General features: G+C 48.8%; 15 protein-coding genes. 10 read left to right on the top strand and 5 right to left on the bottom strand.

Features of this window, described 5'->3' with window-relative positions; all coding sequences use genetic code 11:
- The first annotated feature begins 244 nt into the window (after positions 1-244).
- Both ACY2VT_RS00550 and ACY2VT_RS00545 read left to right on the top strand, forming a co-directional pair.
- Complete coding sequence (locus tag ACY2VT_RS00550; RefSeq protein WP_461878552.1) at positions 245-1,243, top strand: carbohydrate kinase family protein; 999 nt, start codon at positions 245-247, stop codon at positions 1,241-1,243.
- Positions 1,234-1,626, top strand: a complete 393-nt coding sequence (locus ACY2VT_RS00545; protein WP_461878501.1) for a VOC family protein — start codon at positions 1,234-1,236, stop codon at positions 1,624-1,626. The genes ACY2VT_RS00550 and ACY2VT_RS00545 overlap by 10 nt, the downstream gene beginning before the upstream one ends.
- A gap of 164 nt (positions 1,627-1,790) precedes the next feature.
- Here ACY2VT_RS00545 and ACY2VT_RS00540 read toward each other — a convergent pair whose 3' ends face one another.
- From ACY2VT_RS00540 to ACY2VT_RS00530, 3 genes are all read right to left on the bottom strand, one after another.
- Positions 1,791-3,098, bottom strand: coding sequence for an RNA-binding domain-containing protein (locus tag ACY2VT_RS00540; protein WP_461878500.1), 1,308 nt, complete (start codon positions 3,096-3,098; stop codon positions 1,791-1,793).
- A 33-nt stretch (positions 3,099-3,131) separates the two neighbouring features.
- Positions 3,132-3,554 carry a hypothetical protein gene (locus ACY2VT_RS00535; protein WP_461878499.1) on the bottom strand — a complete coding sequence of 141 codons (423 nt, stop codon included), beginning with the start codon at positions 3,552-3,554 and terminating at the stop codon, positions 3,132-3,134.
- A gap of 102 nt (positions 3,555-3,656) precedes the next feature.
- Positions 3,657-5,402: a S8 family peptidase gene (locus ACY2VT_RS00530; RefSeq protein WP_461878498.1), complete on the bottom strand. Its 1,746-nt coding sequence runs from the start codon at positions 5,400-5,402 to the stop codon at positions 3,657-3,659.
- 173 nt (positions 5,403-5,575) lie between these two features.
- Between ACY2VT_RS00530 and trkA the strand changes: the two genes are divergently transcribed.
- From trkA to ACY2VT_RS00505, 5 genes are all read left to right on the top strand, one after another.
- The gene (gene trkA, locus ACY2VT_RS00525) at positions 5,576-6,949 is read left to right on the top strand and encodes a Trk system potassium transporter TrkA (RefSeq protein WP_461878497.1); all 1,374 of its coding nucleotides are present in this window, start codon (positions 5,576-5,578) and stop codon (positions 6,947-6,949) included.
- Between the two features lie 15 nt (positions 6,950-6,964).
- Entirely contained in the window at positions 6,965-8,407 is a 1,443-nt protein-coding gene (locus ACY2VT_RS00520) for a TrkH family potassium uptake protein (RefSeq protein ID WP_461878496.1), read from the top strand.
- A 64-nt stretch (positions 8,408-8,471) separates the two neighbouring features.
- Entirely contained in the window at positions 8,472-9,545 is a 1,074-nt protein-coding gene (gene hisC / locus ACY2VT_RS00515) for a histidinol-phosphate transaminase (RefSeq protein ID WP_461878495.1), read from the top strand.
- 85 nt (positions 9,546-9,630) lie between these two features.
- Complete coding sequence (locus tag ACY2VT_RS00510) at positions 9,631-11,007, top strand: MATE family efflux transporter (RefSeq protein WP_461878494.1); 1,377 nt, start codon at positions 9,631-9,633, stop codon at positions 11,005-11,007.
- 86 nt (positions 11,008-11,093) lie between these two features.
- Positions 11,094-11,378 carry an HPr family phosphocarrier protein gene (locus ACY2VT_RS00505; RefSeq protein WP_461878493.1) on the top strand — a complete coding sequence of 95 codons (285 nt, stop codon included), beginning with the start codon at positions 11,094-11,096 and terminating at the stop codon, positions 11,376-11,378.
- 83 nt (positions 11,379-11,461) lie between these two features.
- Here ACY2VT_RS00505 and gabT read toward each other — a convergent pair whose 3' ends face one another.
- On the bottom strand, positions 11,462-12,823 hold the full coding sequence (gene gabT, locus ACY2VT_RS00500) for a 4-aminobutyrate--2-oxoglutarate transaminase (RefSeq protein ID WP_461878492.1): 1,362 nt from the start codon (positions 12,821-12,823) through the stop codon (positions 11,462-11,464).
- Between the two features lie 231 nt (positions 12,824-13,054).
- On the opposite strand from gabT, the gene ACY2VT_RS00495 reads away from it, so the two are divergent.
- Entirely contained in the window at positions 13,055-14,272 is a 1,218-nt protein-coding gene (locus ACY2VT_RS00495; RefSeq protein WP_461878491.1) for a PucR family transcriptional regulator ligand-binding domain-containing protein, read from the top strand.
- Positions 14,273-14,357: 85 nt separating this feature from the next.
- Here ACY2VT_RS00495 and ACY2VT_RS00490 read toward each other — a convergent pair whose 3' ends face one another.
- A complete protein-coding gene (locus ACY2VT_RS00490; RefSeq protein ID WP_461878490.1) occupies positions 14,358-15,473 on the bottom strand; it encodes a 4-hydroxybutyrate dehydrogenase in 1,116 nt (371 codons plus the stop codon).
- A 248-nt stretch (positions 15,474-15,721) separates the two neighbouring features.
- On the opposite strand from ACY2VT_RS00490, the gene ACY2VT_RS00485 reads away from it, so the two are divergent.
- Positions 15,722-15,934, top strand: coding sequence for a small, acid-soluble spore protein, alpha/beta type (locus ACY2VT_RS00485; protein WP_461878489.1), 213 nt, complete (start codon positions 15,722-15,724; stop codon positions 15,932-15,934).
- 111 nt (positions 15,935-16,045) lie between these two features.
- Positions 16,046-16,849, top strand: a complete 804-nt coding sequence (locus ACY2VT_RS00480; RefSeq protein WP_461878488.1) for an alpha/beta hydrolase — start codon at positions 16,046-16,048, stop codon at positions 16,847-16,849.
- Positions 16,850-16,913 lie beyond the last annotated feature (64 nt).

Raw genomic sequence — 16,913 nt, 5'->3', positions numbered from 1 at the left:
AGATAGAAGAATGATTGCAAAAGTAACATTAGGTACGATGCAGAATGCGAGAAAGCTGGTCAGTATCGTGGAGAGAATTCCATATGATGCAGAGCTGTGCTGCGGACGGTATGCCGTCGATGCAAAATCGATGCTGGGTGTGCTGAGTCTGCCGGAGTTTGAAACAGGAGAACTGCATGTGCATACGGACAATGAGGCAGAATGTGATAAAATTCTGGAGCGTCTTCTGGAGGCATCCCTTCTGATGGATACGAATGATTCGGTCCGCCGTTCCATTTATGATATTACCGCATTTGGAGAAATTCTGATTGATTTTACACCGCAGGGAGAAAATGCGGACGGACAGACGCTGTACGCGAGAAATCCAGGAGGAGCTCCGGCAAATGTAACCGTTGCGGCAGCAAAACTTGGCGGGCGCACGGCATTTCTCGGAAAAGCAGGAAAGGATATGCATGGAGAATTTCTGCGTGAAGTGCTGAAAAAAGAGCAGGTCGAAACAAAAGGAATGCTTCTGGATGAGAAGTATTTTACGACACTGGCGTTTGTAGCAGTCGGTGCGGATGGTGAGCGGTCGTTTTCTTTTGCGCGCAAACCGGGAGCAGATACCCAGATCCGGAAAGAGGAACTGGATATTGATGTGCTGGATCAGACCAGTATTTTCCATGTGGGTTCCCTGTCGCTGACGGATCAGCCGGCGCGCGATACGACATTTTATGCGGTGAAAAGAGCCAAAAACAAGGGAAGCATCATTTCCTATGATCCGAATTACCGCGCTTCTCTGTGGCCGGATGAAGGTACTGCAAAAGAGCAGATGAGAAGCCTGATTCCGTATGTAGATCTGATGAAAATTTCGGATGAGGAGACGGAGCTTCTGACCGGAGAGCAGAATGTTGCAAAAGCCGCGGAAACATTATATCATCAAGGTGTAAAAATAGTTGTCGTGACACTTGGCGGAAATGGAGCGTATCTGTACAGCAAAGACGGCGGATGCACCGTTCCGGGATTTCCGGTGGAAAAAGTGGCAGATACCAACGGCGCAGGCGATTCCTTCTGGGGTGGATTTTTATATCGGATCAGCCAGTCGGGAAAACGTCTGGAAGAGCTGACACAGGAAGAACTGGCAGCATTTGCCCGGTTTGGAAATGCTGTTGCAAGTCTCTGCGTAGAGAAAAAAGGTGCCATTCCTGCCATGCCGGATCTGGTGCAGGTGGAAGAAAGAATGAGGGATCAAAAATGGAATTAAAAGAGCAGTTAAATGGAATCCAGCATGTGGGAATTCCGACCAATGATATTGAGACGACGATTGCGTTTTATGAAAAGCTTGGTTTTGAAGCGGCATTCCGCACCGTGAATGAGGCGGCAAATGAAAAAGTCGCTTTCTTAAAACTTGGAACGCTGGTGATTGAAACGTATGAAAACAAAGCCGCGGCTCTGAAAGCTGGAGCGATCGACCATGTGGCGATTGACGTAAAAGACATTGAAAAAGTTTACGAAATGATTACCGCTGCCGGACTCAACACCACGCAGGATGAAGTCCATTTCCTTCCCTTCTGGGACAACGGCGTCCGTTTCTTTACGATTGAAGGACCGAATAAAGAAAAAGTAGAATTCAGCCAGTATTTATAAGAAAAGAGAAGCCCCTGCCGGTTCGGATTTTTAATCCCTGCCGGCGGGGGCTCTTGATATGATAGTGTTTAGTCATAAAGCGCAAGGAACGGTTTTAGAAATGCTTCATCCCATTTTTGCGTTACATCAGTAGCTTTTCTGTCACTGTCATCATAAAATCCTTTTTAATTTTGAATTTTCCAATAACCCTTTCGATCAGAGCCAACACGAATAATTTTGCCGCTTTCTTTTAATGTTTTTATAAGGCGACTGACTTTTCGTGGACTTATATTCATTTGGACAGCTATTTCTTTTGCTGTTATGGCAGCGTTTTTTTCTAATATTTCCAAAATTTTTATTATTTCTGGAATATCATTGCCATTATCATCGCCATTGGCAATGATAGTAGTTTCTGTTGGCAATGAAAAAGGAAATTCAACTTTAATGAAATGATCAGATATATGGAAAATATTTTTGTCGTATGCTTTTAAAATTCTGCTCATCCCTGAACCTAACTGTTCTACAAGACCAACATCTTTGAATACGCGCATTAATTCACGATTCCGCGGCATACTGCTGCAACTGAAAAAGTCATCTTCACTTTGACCGGCTATTAGTCCGCCATAAGATGTAAAAACCATTTTGTCATTGAAAATTTCAAAAACAGGTGGTATTTCTTTCGAAAAATCTGAATGTACAATTGTATTTATCACAGCTTCACGTAGTGGAATAGGTTCAACCAAATTTTTCTCTATTCTTTTGGTATTTGTTACTTTGGCTCGCGTAATATTTTCGACTTTCAATTTTTCCAGCACTTGATGTGTGGCTTTAATTAAAGAACAGTATCCATATTCTTCGTTTTCAACTAAATCAACTTTATCAGTTCCAGCATATTTTGCTACCTTAATGGATACACCATTTTCATCAGCTAACAGATATGCGACATAATTGTATTTGCCATCAGGTGTCAATAGCTCAAGTGAATTTGCAAACTTTTCATTCAGCTCCAACCCCCGTTCTTGATAATATATTTTTAACTGTGCAAAAGTAAGATCTTGTCGAGGAGAAATAATATTTCTTAGAGTATTGTGAATTCGTTTGCTGTACAAGTCATCAATCATTGCAGTTGACATGGGCTGTGAGGAAGTTCCCATTCGTGTGAAGCACCCGTTTGGGGACATTCCTTGTTTCCTTACATAATAAGGTTTTTCCAGACCACTGGAAATTAGAATTTTTATTACGGGAATATTATCTATTTCTTCAATTACAATGTCGAATAAGCCTAAAGTTGAGGGAAGAATATTATTTTTGATGCGGTCGGCAATTTTTAACTGCGTAGAATCAATATCGGACAACATGAGTGGTTTTCCATTATCGTCGATACCAATGTATAAAATACCGCCTTCTCTATTGTTTAAAAAGGCTACCACCTCTTTTTCAAGTTTGTCATTTAACTCAGCCTTAAATTCTATACGATTGCTTTCTTGGAGCATAATATGTTCCTTTCATTAAAATATCATAAAAGATTATTTACATAAGTTTTTTAGTTCGTCTATAGACTCCCTTAGGGATTGCAGCTTAGTGATAATTTCAGGATTATTATTTAAATCCCAGATGCTAATTGAGCCAGTTGCATTTAGAAAGATATTTTCCATTTCATTTAAGGCGGTATAAAGTTCTTTTTTTAAACGATTAGAGGTATCACTATTGGTTATATTCGCTTTGACTTTTGTGATATAATTTGTATCGTTTGAGTATAAGCCTCTTTCGACACGTATAATATCTTTAGAATCTACTAATTGATTGATGGCCCCTGTTATTTGATTCCGTGTAACGTCTTTGTCACTCTTTTGGGTTATATAATCTTTAAAGTCAGATGGAGTATACATTCCAGGTTTCTTTACACAATCTTTAATTAAAAATTTTATTTCAGCCGTTGACATTTTCATTTTGTAATTTCTCCAATTTCATTATTTACGTTAATTCATTAAAAACATTAATTAGCTTTCAATACTATAGCATGATTTTATACGTTTCTCAAGATGTTTATTTCAAAAGGGTAAAGTGTTATTTAGACACAGTGCGCCCCACCCAACCCGCCGGTTCGGGTATTCGGTTTCGGAGGCGATGGGTTTGGCGCCTGCGATGAGATACGCTTTTAATTTTTCTCCATATAAAAAAGGATCATTCCCGCGGAGGATGCCCCATTCCATCATAAGAGCTGCGCTTCCGGAAACGAACGGGGTGGCGAACGATGTTCCGGTGAAGGAGGCGTAGCCGCCGCCAGTGCGCGGAGCGGGAATGTTGACGCCGGGGGCGGCAAGGTCGGGTTTGATTTCGTGGAGGAGGCGGGTGTAGCCGCGGCCGGAGAAGCTGGCGTAGGAAGAGAGGCGGGGGTCGTAGGCACCGACGGTGATGCAGGAGCGGGCGGTGGAGGGGATGGTGAGCGTGGTGTCGGTGGAAGGAGAGAAGAAGCGGGTCTGCGTACCGAGGGCATTGCCGCCGGGGAGCCAGAGGTCGAAAGAACCCGAGATGAGGCGGCCGGGGGTGAGGAGTAAGGTCCAGATGCCGCTTTCGACGGAAAGCTGGTTTCCTGCGCCCTGAAACGTCAGATAGATTTCCTGTGCCTGGCTGTAGGGGGAGGGCATGCCATAAAATAGAAGAAGTTCCGTCGGGCCGAGCGTCAGACGGGCGGTGCCGAGGACGGGAGAGAGCGCGCCGGAGCGGATGCCGCCGGGGGAAATCAGTTCGATGGAAATTTCATCCCCGTAAACTTTCCAGATCTGAAGACTGAACGAAGATTCATAAGCGCCGACTTGAAATTCAATAGAAACGGCATTATGGTTTGTTTTTAAATTCCCTGCATAATGTCGTCCCGCGTCCCCTTCATTTCCAGCCCCAACACAGATCACGTTCTGCCCCAGATTCGATACCGCATTGAGATACGTTTCGATCAGCGATCCCCCGCTGTGCGACCCGTAATTATTTCCGAAACTCAGGTTAATGACAAGCGGCCGCTCCACCAGCAGTGCATACCGTACACAGAAATCCACCGCCTGTAAAAGCTGCGATGTCCGCGGCAGATCTGCAGGGTCAGGATTCCCAAGTTTCACAACAACGAGCGTCGCCTCTGGTGCCACACCCCGCATCGCCCCATCCGCCGAGGAACGTCCATTTCCCGCCGCAATCCCGAGCACTGCCGTCCCGTGCCCCGTCACATCGCGGGACGGTACGAGCGAAAACCGTTCCTCAGGCGTAGAAGATGCGAGGGCCTCGTTGATCTGCCGCCGTGTATATACCGACCCAAGCGCATATCCCATCGGCGGATTCCCGGGAATTGTCTGGTCCCACAAAAGAGCAATTCTGCTTGTCCCGTCGGCCGAGCGGAAATCCGGGTGCGCATAATCTACGCCTGAATCAATACAAGCGAGCAGCACCCCGTCCCCGTACAATCCCGAAATTCCTTCCTGCACCGGCGTAATACACGAAACACTCCGCGCAAACGCATCCGCAAAAAACAGGAGCTTCGGTTTTTCCAGATATGTAATCTGCGGCAGCCCCGTCACATAATCCATCAGAGACTCCGGCACCAGCAGAATCGCATACTGGAACAGCAGCAGTGTCACGCGTACCCCCTGCTCTTCCAGAAATGCCAGATTCCCCTGATACTGCACAATTACTTCCCATGTCCGCTCGGCCGCGTTGTAGCCTGCCGCAAGCTCCGGCACGCGCCGTCGTTCGACTTCCGTCGCAGCAAGCGCAAGGTTTAACAGGTTTTCCCTTTTTTGGTCAATCATCACAAAAACTCCGCGCAAAATGTTGTTAAAATCTATTCCGCTTTTCCGGGAAATATGATATAATCGCCATCGTACAATAGGGTACAGATCTGCTTTTTGGAGTGCGTCGAAAAACGGTTTTGCGATGCCGCCTGGCGGGTCTTTACTATTTTACGCGAAATGCTTTTTTTGCATTGAAGGGAGAGAACATGAAAATAATCATTGTGGGATGCGGAAAAGTCGGAACCGCACTGACCGCCCAGTTGAGTCGTGAGGACAACAACGTGACGATCATCGACACAGACAGTATTGTCGTCCGCAACGTCTCCAATACTTACGACGTTATGGGAATCGTAGGAAACGGAGCAAGTTACCAGGTGCTTCAGGAAGCCGACATCGAGCATGCGGACCTGATGATCGCGGTAACGAAAAGTGATGAAATGAACCTGCTTTGCTGTGTCATTGCCAAACAGGCGGCAGACTGCCACACCATCGCAAGAGTTCGAAACCCGATGTATCGGGAGGAGAGAGAATTTATCCGTCGGAAACTGGGTCTGTCCATGATCATCAACCCGGAGCACGCGGCCGCCATGGAGATGGCAAGACTGCTGCGTTTCCCGTCTGCGATCGAGATCGACAGCTTTTCCCGAGGAAGAATCGAAATGCTGCGCTTCAAAGTGCCGGAGACATCGAAAATTGTCCGCATGTCACTGCGCGAACTTGCCGGAGCACTTCAGTACAGCATGCTGGTCTGCGCGGTTGAGCGGAACGGAGAGGTTCACATTCCGGATGGAAATTTTGTGATTCAGGCGAAGGACAGCCTTTCGATTATCACCACACCGCAGAACGCAGAGAACCTGTTCAAGAAAATCGGCGTTCATACGAACAAGGTACGCAACACGATGATCGTCGGCGGCGGCGAGATTACGTATTATCTTGCAAAATCACTGGCGAATATGAATGTGGATGTCAAGATTATCGAGAAGAACAAAGACCGCTGCGAAGTTTTAAGCGAGACGCTGCCGGATGCCACCGTTATTTACGGAGACGGAAGCGACCAGGAGCTCTTAAAAGAGGAGCGCATCCAGGATATGGATTCCTTTGTGGCCTGCACCGATATGGATGAGGAGAACATTATCCTGTCGCTGTACGCAAAAGAGAAAGTATCTTCAAAAGTTGTAACAAAGATCAACCATCTGGAGTTCAACGATGTCATCCACAGTCTGAACCTGGACAGCCTGATCTATCCGAAACATATTACTGCCGAATACATTCTGCAGTACGTCCGCGCGATGAAAAATTCCATCGGAAGCAACGTCGAGACGCTGTATAAGCTGATGGAGGATCGTGTCGAGGCCCTTGAATTTATCGTGAACCAGAACTGCCGTCTGATCGGCATCCGTCTGCAGGAAATGAAGACGCGGCCGAACCTTCTGGTAGCAGCCATCACCCGCCAGGGAAAAGTCATTATCCCGGGTGGACAGGATTCCTTTGAAGCAGGAGATTCCGTTATCATCGTAACGACGGAGACGGGTCTGCAGGACATCCACGAGATTCTGGCAGAGTAGTGGGGGTCGCAGATTATGAACTATAAGATGATTCGTTTTGTCATCAGCTGGGTGCTGAAAGTCGAAGGACTCCTGATGATGCTGCCAGCGCTGGTGGGTGCGCTGTACCAGGAAAAGGCAGGATTTGCCTATCTTATCTGGGGGGCAATCTGCATTGCGGCAGGCTTTGCACTCTGCTTCAAAAAGCCGGCCAATATGGAAATTTATTCCAGAGACGGCTTTGTGTGCGTTTCCCTAAGCTGGGTTGTCCTTGGTGTTTTCGGCGCAGTACCATTTGTGATAACGAAAGAAATACCGTTTTATATCAATGCTCTGTTTGAAATCGTATCCGGTTTCACAACGACAGGAGCCAGCATTTTAAATGATGTGGAGGCACTTTCCCACGCCAGCCTGTTCTGGAGAAGCTTCTCCCACTGGATCGGCGGTATGGGTGTTCTCGTGTTCATCCTGGCGCTTCTTCCGATGAAGGGCGGCTCTGTCATGAACCTGATGAAGGCGGAGAGCCCGGGACCGACCGTCTCGAAATTCGTGCCGAGAGTGCGCGGAACCGCCAAAATTCTGTATCAGATTTACCTTGGCATGACCATCCTTACCACCGTGGCGCTGCTGATTTCCGGAGCAAAGGTATTTGACTCCGTTACGCTTGCCATGGGTGCTGCCGGAACGGGAGGATTTGCCGTATTAAACAGCGGCTGTGCAGCGTATACCCCGGCACAGCAGTGGATTTTAACCGTTGCCATGATCGCGTTTGGCGTCAACTTTAACTTTTATTACCTGCTGCTCTGTAAAAAAGGAAAGGCAGCCATTGCTTCCCAGGAGGTAAAAGCGTATTTTCTGATCATCCTTCTGGCAGGAGGCGTGATTACCTGGAATACATATCCGATGTATCATTCCCTTGGTGAGACTGTGCGGACCGCCTTTTTCCAGGTCGGCTCCATCATCACCACAACGGGTTACTCCACGACAGACTTTAACCTCTGGCCGGAGCTTTCAAAATGCATTCTGGTCATGCTGATGTTCATCGGAGCGTGTGCCGGTTCGACCGGCGGCGGAATCAAGGTTTCGCGAATCCTGATTCTGCTGAAAACCGTGAAAAAAGAACTCGGTTCGATCGTACATCCGCGGAGCATCAAGCGCATCCGCTTCGATGATCACCCGGTAGAGCACGAGGTTCTGCGGGCGATCAACGTATTTTTGATTGTCTATCTGGTGATCTACTGCTTCTCGATGCTGATCATCAGTGTGGACGGATTTTCCTTCGAGACAAACTTCACGGCAGTTGCCGCGACACTGAACAACATCGGACCTGGTCTCGACCAGGTAGGTCCGACCAGCAACTTTTTCGGATACAGCCCGGTTGCAAAACTGGTGCTGATCTTTGATATGCTGGCAGGCCGTCTTGAGCTGTTCCCGATGCTGATCCTTTTCTATCCTTCTACCTGGAAGAAGAGAGGCTGAAAAAGAGAAACTACTAGAAAAGCCCGGAAATTTTTTCCGGGGGCAAGCAGAAAGGAAGGAACTTATGAGTAACTGGGAAAAGAACGTAAGAAAAGTTGTGCCGTATGTACCGGGCGAGCAGCCGCATGAGGCCGACATGATCAAGCTGAACACGAACGAGAACCCGTATCCGCCGTCACCTGCCGCTGCAGAGGCACTGAAAAAAGTGGCCGAAGAGGATACGCTCCGTCTCTACCCGGACCCGACCGCGGCCGATCTGGTGCAGGCGATCGCGGATGTCTATCACGTAAGCCCGAAGCAGGTGTTCGTCGGTGTCGGTTCGGACGATGTTCTGGCGATGTCTTTTATGACGTATTTTAACTCCGACAAACCGATTCTTTTCCCGGATATCACGTATTCCTTCTATGATGTCTGGGCAGAGGAGTTCCGCATTCCGTACGAGCAGATTCCGCTCGATGAGAATTTCTGCATTGTGCCGGAGCAGTATTTTGCAGAGAACCATCCAAACGGCGGAATCGTATTCCCGAACCCGAATGCGCCGACCGGTGTGGAGCTTTCGCTTTCTGCGATCGAGTCTGTTCTGCAGCACAACCCGGATGTGGTTGTGATCGTGGATGAGGCGTATGTGGATTTCGGAGCTGCCACCGCACAGCCGCTGCTGGAAAAATACGAGAATCTGCTGGTGGTACAGACGACATCCAAATCCCGTTCCCTTGCCGGCATGCGCATCGGCTATGCGATCGGAAATGAGAAGATGATTTCGTATCTGAACGATGTGAAATATTCGTTCAACTCTTACACCATGAACCAGACCACGATTGTCGTCGGAGCCGCAGCGATCCGCGATGAGGAATATTTCCGTGAAACCGTGAAAAAAGTGGTGGAAACGAGAGAGTGGTCGAAAGAGGAGCTGAAAAAACTGGGATTCTCTTTCGAGGATTCCAAATCAAACTTTATTTTTGCGACACACAGAAGCGTACCAGCGAAAGAGCTGTTTGCGGCGCTTCGCGAGCGCCACATTTACGTGCGCTACTTTGACAAACCGCGCATTGATAATTATCTGCGTATCACCATTGGTACGAGAGAAGAAATGCAGACGCTGTTTGATTTCCTGAAAGAGTATTTGAATGGAAGATAACACAGACAGCAATATAGTATAGGCAAAGGGGGACTGCCGTCGTACAAAGGAACTGTACGGCGGCTGTTTTAGAAGGTATTTGGGTATGAAAAAAGTAAATAACGAAGAAGTAAAAGTAAATCAGATTACCGAGGGTGTCATCTGGCAGCAGATTCTGATTTTCTTCCTGCCGATTCTGTTCGGAACGTTTTTCCAGCAGCTCTACAACACGGCAGATGCGATGATCGTCGGTCATTTCCTCGGCAAAGAAGCACTGGCAGCCGTCGGCGGAACGACGGGTACGCTGATTAACCTGCTGGTCGGATTTTTTGTTGGTCTCTCCAGCGGTGCAACCGTTGTTATTTCGCAGCATTACGGTGCAAACAAAGAGGATAAAGTGCAGTGGGCGGTTCATACATCCGTTGCCTTTTCTATCCTCGGCGGTATTGTGCTGACGGTGGTCGGCATCGGCTGTTCCAAGTGGATGCTCGGCATGATGAACACACCGGATGACGTTGTGAACCATGCGCTCATTTACATGCGCATCTATTTCCTCGGAACGGTTGGAAACCTGCTCTACAACATGGGCTCCGGTATCCTGCGTGCGGTCGGCGATTCGAAACGGCCGCTGCTGTATCTGATCATCTGCTGTCTGACGAACATTGTGCTTGACTTTCTGTTCGTTGTCGGCATCAAGATGGGCGTTATGGGTGCGGCGCTGGCGACGATTCTCTCACAGCTTGTCAGTGCACTTCTCGTGCTTGGCTCGCTGATGCGGACGAAAGATATTTACCGTCTCCATCTGCGGAAAATCCGCATTGACTGGATTATGCTGAAGCGGATCATCCGCATCGGTTTTCCGGCAGGTGTACAGTCGATTCTGTATTCCGTATCGAACGTTATTATTCAGTCAGCGGTCAACACCTTAGGAACCAACAACGTGGCTGCGTGGGCGGCTTACGGAAAAGTGGACGGCCTCTTCTGGATGATGATCAACGCGCTCGGTATCGCGGCCACGACCTTTGTCGGACAGAACTACGGCGCGAAAAAGATGGACCGTGTCCACCACGGCGTGCGCACCAGTATGATCATGGCAGTTCTGATGACTGGTGTCATGGTTGTGTTTATGTGGTTTGTCGGCGATATTCTGATTTCGCTCTTTACGACGGACGCAGCCGTGCGTGAAATCTGCCACGGACTGATCCATTTCCTGGTACCGACGTTCTTTACGTATATTTCGATCGAGATCCTCTCCGGCGCACTCCGCGGCGTCGGCGATGCCTGGATTCCGATGTTTATCACCGGCATCGGCATCTGCGGTGTGCGTATCGTGTGGATGACAGCGGTTCTGCCGCATTTCCATTCCTTAAAAGGAGCGGCGTTCTGCTATCCGCTGTCCTGGGTGATCACGACGATTGCATATTTTATTTATTATCTGTGCTTCAGCCAGCTGAGCAAACGCAAAGAATTAAAAAACATCTGATCGTTTTTTCAAATAGTTTTCACAAAGCCGTAGTATAGTGGTATAATGAAACGAAATACGAATGAGAAAACAGGGGGAAACGTAAGATGGTAAGTGAAAAAGTAACGATTGTCAATCCGTCAGGTCTGCATCTTTTAAATGCGGTAAATTTGTCAAACAGCGTAAGCCGGTACAAATCTGCCATTTCGTTTGCCTATGAAAAAAATGGGATGCAGGGAACGGTGAATTTAAAGAGCATTTTAAGCATCGTTGCCGCTGGAATCAAGCAGGGAGAAACGATTGAGATCTGCAGCAGCGGAGAGGATGAGGAAGAAGCACTTCAGGCGGCAGTTACCGCAATTAAGAGCGGACTGGGTGAGCCGCTGGAGTGAGAAAGATAAGAAAATAAAATAGAAATTTATAGAAAGAGAAAGACCTCGCCATGAAAAGCGGGGTCTTTCTCTTTTGGGATGTCTTACTGTCTTGCAGCACACGCAGCGACTGCGTTCTCGAAAATATCAAGTCCTGCGGCGAGCTGCTCATCGGTCATAACGAGCGGAGCCAGGAAACGGATGACGTTGTTGTATGTTCCGGCGCCCTCGACCATCAGGCCGTGCTGTACGCATTCCTGGATGATGGCAGAAGTCAGTGCTGCTGCCGGCTCTTTCGTTGCTTTGCTGGTGACAAACTCGATGCCGACCATACCGCCGAGGCCTCTGACATCGCCGACACACTCATATTTTTCTTTCATGGAGAGATAGCGCTCGGTCACTTTCTTTCCGATCTCAACGGAACGGTCTGCCAGATGATCGCGCTCCATAATTTCGATGGTCTTTAAGGCAGCCGCGCAGGCCAGCGGGTTGCCGCAGAAGGTACCGCCGATCGTTCCAGGAGCCGGAGCTTCCATGATTTCATCTCTTGCAACAATGGCAGAAAGCGGAACACCGGCTGCGATGGATTTTGCGGTTGCGATGATATCCGGCTGTACGCCGACCTCTTTCCAGTATTCCGATGCGAACATTTTTCCGGTCCGGCAGAAGCCTGACTGCACTTCATCGGCGATCAGCAGAATGCCGTTCTCATCGCAGATCTGGCGGACTGCCTTGATCCACTCCAGCGGAGCCGGGATAAATCCGCCCTCGCCCTGCAGCGGCTCAACGATCATGGCTGCGATGGTATTGGCTGGTGCGCACTGCTCAAAGACGGCTTTGATCGAATCAATATAGTAATCGCACTGTGCCTCCTCTGGCATTCCGGCCGGGTTGCGGTAGTAGTACGGGAACTGCGCACGGTAAACGCCGTCCGGGAATGGTCCCATATCAACAGCGTATGCTTTCTTGGAAGTCATCGACATAGTAAGAAGCGTTCTTCCATGGAAAGCGCCGGAAAAAACGATGATGTTCGGACGTTTCGTGAACGCCTTTGCAATTTTAACGGCATTCTCATCGGCCTCAGCGCCGCTGTTTGCAAAATATGCTTTCTTGTGATCACCTTTCACCGGTGCGATGCTGGAAAGCTTTTCGGCCAGAGAAACGTAACCCTCATGTGTGACAACGTTGAACATGCCGTGGAAATATTTATCCGCCTGTGCTTTGACAGCCTCAACAACTTCCGGCTGGGAAAATCCGATATTTAAAACACCGACACCTCCGATCCAGTCAAGGAAACGGTTTCCATCGACATCCTCGATCATGGCTCCCTCGCCTTTTTCAATGACAACCGGGTAAGCGCAGCGGATGGATGAAGGGACAGCGGCAGCACGGCGCTCGATGATTGCTTTGGCTTTCGGACCAGGCAGCGTTTCGGTTTTGATTTCCGGTAAAGATGTTCTTAACATAATAGATTCCTCCTCGTTTATATCAAGTGTGTTTGTTGTCTTTGGTTTTTACAAGCATGATTATGACGGAAAACGGGGGAGGATTCCATAGGTGGAACATACAAGAATTGCTGGAGTGTTTGTGCTGATGGCATAAGAGAAGTGGGACGAACGGTTGACAGGAGGGACAAGAGGGAATTATACTGGAGAAAATTGTGAGATGAGAACAATGCGACAGGAGAAAAACGAGCGATGGCAATTCAATTAAAGAACGTTTACGAGCAGACAAAAACAAAATACCGCCTGGAATTAGCCGCAGGAGAGGATGGGCTGGACGGAATTTTCAACTGGGTCTATATTTCGGAGGATTTGAACACGGCGGATTTCCTGCAGGGCGGTGAGCTGGTGATTACGACGGGAGTCAGCAGCGTTGGGGATCCGGCGTGGCTGTACCGGTTTATCGAGACGATGATCGCGCACCAGACGAGCGGGCTGATTGTCAATACGGGAAAGTACGTCCAGAAAGAGGACATCACCGATGAAATCCGCGCGCTCTGCGGCCGGGAACACTTTCCGCTGTTTCTGATGCCGTGGGAGGTGCACATTTACGACATCACGCGCGATTACTACAACCGCATTTTCGAGGAGACGACGGAGAGCCACGAAATTTCGCAGGCATTTTTGAGCGTGCTGTACCGAGACGGCGATTATGCGAAGAGCATCCACACGCTGGAAAACAACGGATACGAGATCGCCGGGAAATACTGCGTGGCGGTTGCTGAGTTTGCACGCGGCGCGGAGCAGGAGGCCCTTGCGGCAAACGGCATGGCGCGGCTGCGGTATGAGATTGGAAAATACAGAAATGAAAGCGGTCTGGCATTTACAATGCTCGAGACGAAACGGAATCTGCTTTTCATCTGGAAAATGGACGACGCGGAGCGGATCGGGGAGGCAATGGAAGAGCTGCTTGGAAAGGTCCGCCAGGTCGGTGCGCGCTCGTACGGCGGAGAAGTGGCAAAAGATTTCTGCATTGTTGGAATCGGCGGAACGGCCGTTTCGCTCGCCCAGTTAAAAGCCAGCCACGCGCAGGCTGTGGCTGCCGCCGCGATGGCAAAGTATCAGGGGGAAGAGCTGTATCCGTATGAGAAGATGGGATTTTTCAAACTGCTGCTCGCGATCGAGGACAAAAAGATTCTAAAAGACTATGAAAAAGAACAGCTCGGCGAAGTCCTCGCGTACGACAAGGCGCACGGCAGTGACTACACCGAAACCCTGTACCAGTTTCTGCTGCACCAGGGCAGCATCCAGGCCGCGGCCGCCGCAATGTTCTGCCATCGGAATACCGTCAACTACCGCATGAAGGTTCTGCGCGAATTCCTGAACCGCGATCTTGAGGACACGCGGACTCAGTTCGAGCTGATGACAGCATTCCAGATCCGGGAGTATCTGCGGATTATGGGAGAAAAATAAAAGAACAGGAAAAGAAAAACACTTCCACGGATGGATCGGTAAAATCTGTGGAAGTGTTTTTCACGTTAATCAAAAGGACAGAAAATCAGAATAACTCTTTGTAGATGTTCCGAACCGTCTCTTCATCGAGTGTCGTATAGTTATTTGCCATCAGCCGTCCCTGCTTTGTCATGACGGTGTGCGTGAATGCGTCGATATCCGCCTCTGTCATGCCGTATTCATGCAGTGCTTTTTTCGGAATCAGATGATTCAGCAGGTCTTCCAAATTTTCATAAACGCAGTCCGGAGTGCATCCGAGCAGATAGGCGAGGTGGTCGTTCAGCTCGGTGATGGTGCCTTCCGGCTTAAGGCGCAGATATGTCTTGTAGACCCCGGTAAACATTGCATAATTTGCCTCTCCATGCGGTACATGGTACGCGGCGCCGAGCGGATAACTCATCGCGTGGACTGCAGCACAGCCTGCATTACCAAAGGCAATCCCTGCGTAAGTGCTGGCGGTCAGCATATCACCGATCACATCCACGCGGGACTCCGGGCCGTGTTCTACGATGTACTGATAGCATTCCAGAATAATCGTCATCGCTTTTTTCGAATACATGCGGGTGAACGCGCTGGCTTTCGGGGAGGTGAACGACTCGATCGAGTGAATCAGCGCATCAATCGAGCTCGTCGCAAAGAAGCGCAGCGGCAGTCCCTTCAAAAGTTCCGGGATCAGAACAGCTTTATCGGCAAAGAGGGCATCGTCGGCAAGACCGAGTTTTGTGTTTTTTGCAGTCAGTTCCAGAATCGAGATATTTGTGACCTCACTTCCGGTTCCACAGGTCGTTGGGACGAGAATCAGCTCTTTCTCTTTCTGGATTTCCAGCTTGCGGTCATAGAGATCGACGACAGGGGAAATGTTTTTTAATGCAAAGAGTTTGGCAACATCGAGAATGGTGCCGCCGCCGACCGCAATGACACGCTGGTAAGAGACGCCCTGCAGGTCGCGGTAGATGCCTTCCACCATCAGATCCGTCGGTTCGCCGGAGCCGTATTTACGGTAGAAAACAGGAATGGCGCCTTTGTCGTGCTGTCTGAAAAATTTATCATACAGAGATTCGCTGATCAAAAGCAGATCTCCTTTTCCAATATGCAGGTCTGCACAAAATTCCTTTGTGGTATCATATTGCCGGATTTCCGGTACGAGTCGAAAAGAATGCATTGTAAATACCTCCATGTTTTATGAAATGTTCCGCCTGCACAAACGGCAGGGGAGAAAATATCGTGATTCTTCAGTACACAGCCATTATATCAGAACTTCTGGCGGAAGTATCCGTAAAATGAGGACAAAAGCCGGAACGAATTTTAGGCTCCGCGCACAAGCCCTGTTTTCCAAACAGGGGGTATAAAGCCGGAAAAAATGACCACACTCTGAATAAAACAAAAAATGCAAAAAGGAGTGCAGAAAAAATGGCAAAGCAGAAGAAAATTGATCTGGAAAATATGACGGATGAAGAAAAAATGAAATACGAAATCGCAGGAGAACTGGGGCTTTTAGACCGTGTGCTGAACGATGGCTGGCGGTCGCTCACCGCGAAAGAGACGGGACGGATTGGAGGTCTTGTGACACGGCGTAAGCGGAAGATGGCTGCGGAAGAGCAGAAAGAAGCAGGAGAAAAATAACCGGTTCCTTTTTAATCCGTGTCTATTGGAATATCAGAATAAAAGGTTTATACTAAATGTATGGGGCCGCAAAAGGTCAATAAAAATTCCAAAAGACAGGAGAATGGGGAAATGGCAAAACTAGTATGTAACTTTATTTCTTACGCGTTAAAAAGAACCGTGGATATCACGGTGATTCTTCCGAGCGTAACGATTCCGGAAGCAATGCAGCTTCCACTGCCGGGAAAGGAGAACCCGGTGCCGCCGACACATGAGGTGAAAGAAAAATATCCGGTGCTGTACTTGCTGCACGGCATGGGAAACAATCACGCACAGTGGACAGGCTATACGAACGTGGAGCTGTTTGCAGAAGAGAGAAACATGGCAGTTGTGATGATTTCGGGGGAAAACAAATTCTATCATGATTCTCTGGACGGCGAGCCGTTCTTTGATTTCGTATCCAAAGAGGTTCCGGAATTCGTGACCAATTACTTCCCGGTTTCCGCAGAGCCGGAGCACAGCTACATTGCAGGCTTATCGATGGGTGGCTACGGAGCACTGCTGCACGGCCTTTCCAATCCGGAACGGTTCGCAGCGATTGGTGCCTTCTCCGGCGCCGTCATGCCGGTGGGAGATCCGGAAAAAGTGGAAGGCTTGGTCGATGGTCCGCTGGATGTGAAATGGCTCGTGAAAAAAGCCATTGCGGAAGGAAAGAAAATTCCGCCGCTGTATATCACCTGCGGAGAAAACGATATGCTGTATCAGATTAATACAGAATTTAAGGATTATCTGAAAGAAAACGGAGTGGATGTCACCTGGGTATCCGTACCGGGATACACCCATGAGTGGAGATTCTGGAACCTGGCTGTTGAGGAGTTCCTAAAATGGATTCCGAGAACCGACGGCTATGCGGCTGTCGAAAAGCGGCAGATCTGATCCAATCGGATCGGGCAGGAAGTAAAACGGTTTGAAAAGATCCTTGAAAGGACAGGAAAAGGCG

The organism is Fusicatenibacter sp. (assembly GCF_050872605.1).
GTDB lineage: Bacteria > Bacillota > Clostridia > Lachnospirales > Lachnospiraceae > Fusicatenibacter.
The sequence above is the reverse complement of the archived record's forward strand: the minus strand, read 5'-3'. Positions and strand labels throughout refer to the sequence as shown.

Excerpts from the sequence above, each read along its gene's own strand:
- ACY2VT_RS00550 (WP_461878552.1), top strand. The coding sequence starts at position 245 with ATGGATACGAATGATTCGGTCCGCCGTTCCATTTATGATATTACCGCA.
- ACY2VT_RS00545 (WP_461878501.1), top strand. The coding sequence starts at position 1,234 with ATGGAATTAAAAGAGCAGTTAAATGGAATCCAGCATGTGGGAATTCCG.
- ACY2VT_RS00540 (WP_461878500.1), bottom strand. The coding sequence starts at position 3,098 with ATGCTCCAAGAAAGCAATCGTATAGAATTTAAGGCTGAGTTAAATGAC.
- ACY2VT_RS00535 (WP_461878499.1), bottom strand. The coding sequence starts at position 3,554 with ATGAAAATGTCAACGGCTGAAATAAAATTTTTAATTAAAGATTGTGTA.
- ACY2VT_RS00530 (WP_461878498.1), bottom strand. The coding sequence starts at position 5,402 with ATGATTGACCAAAAAAGGGAAAACCTGTTAAACCTTGCGCTTGCTGCG.
- ACY2VT_RS00520 (WP_461878496.1), top strand. The coding sequence starts at position 6,965 with ATGAACTATAAGATGATTCGTTTTGTCATCAGCTGGGTGCTGAAAGTC.
- hisC (WP_461878495.1), top strand. The coding sequence starts at position 8,472 with ATGAGTAACTGGGAAAAGAACGTAAGAAAAGTTGTGCCGTATGTACCG.
- ACY2VT_RS00510 (WP_461878494.1), top strand. The coding sequence starts at position 9,631 with ATGAAAAAAGTAAATAACGAAGAAGTAAAAGTAAATCAGATTACCGAG.
- ACY2VT_RS00505 (WP_461878493.1), top strand. The coding sequence starts at position 11,094 with ATGGTAAGTGAAAAAGTAACGATTGTCAATCCGTCAGGTCTGCATCTT.
- gabT (WP_461878492.1), bottom strand. The coding sequence starts at position 12,823 with ATGTTAAGAACATCTTTACCGGAAATCAAAACCGAAACGCTGCCTGGT.
- ACY2VT_RS00495 (WP_461878491.1), top strand. The coding sequence starts at position 13,055 with ATGGCAATTCAATTAAAGAACGTTTACGAGCAGACAAAAACAAAATAC.
- ACY2VT_RS00490 (WP_461878490.1), bottom strand. The coding sequence starts at position 15,473 with ATGCATTCTTTTCGACTCGTACCGGAAATCCGGCAATATGATACCACA.
- ACY2VT_RS00485 (WP_461878489.1), top strand. The coding sequence starts at position 15,722 with ATGGCAAAGCAGAAGAAAATTGATCTGGAAAATATGACGGATGAAGAA.
- ACY2VT_RS00480 (WP_461878488.1), top strand. The coding sequence starts at position 16,046 with ATGGCAAAACTAGTATGTAACTTTATTTCTTACGCGTTAAAAAGAACC.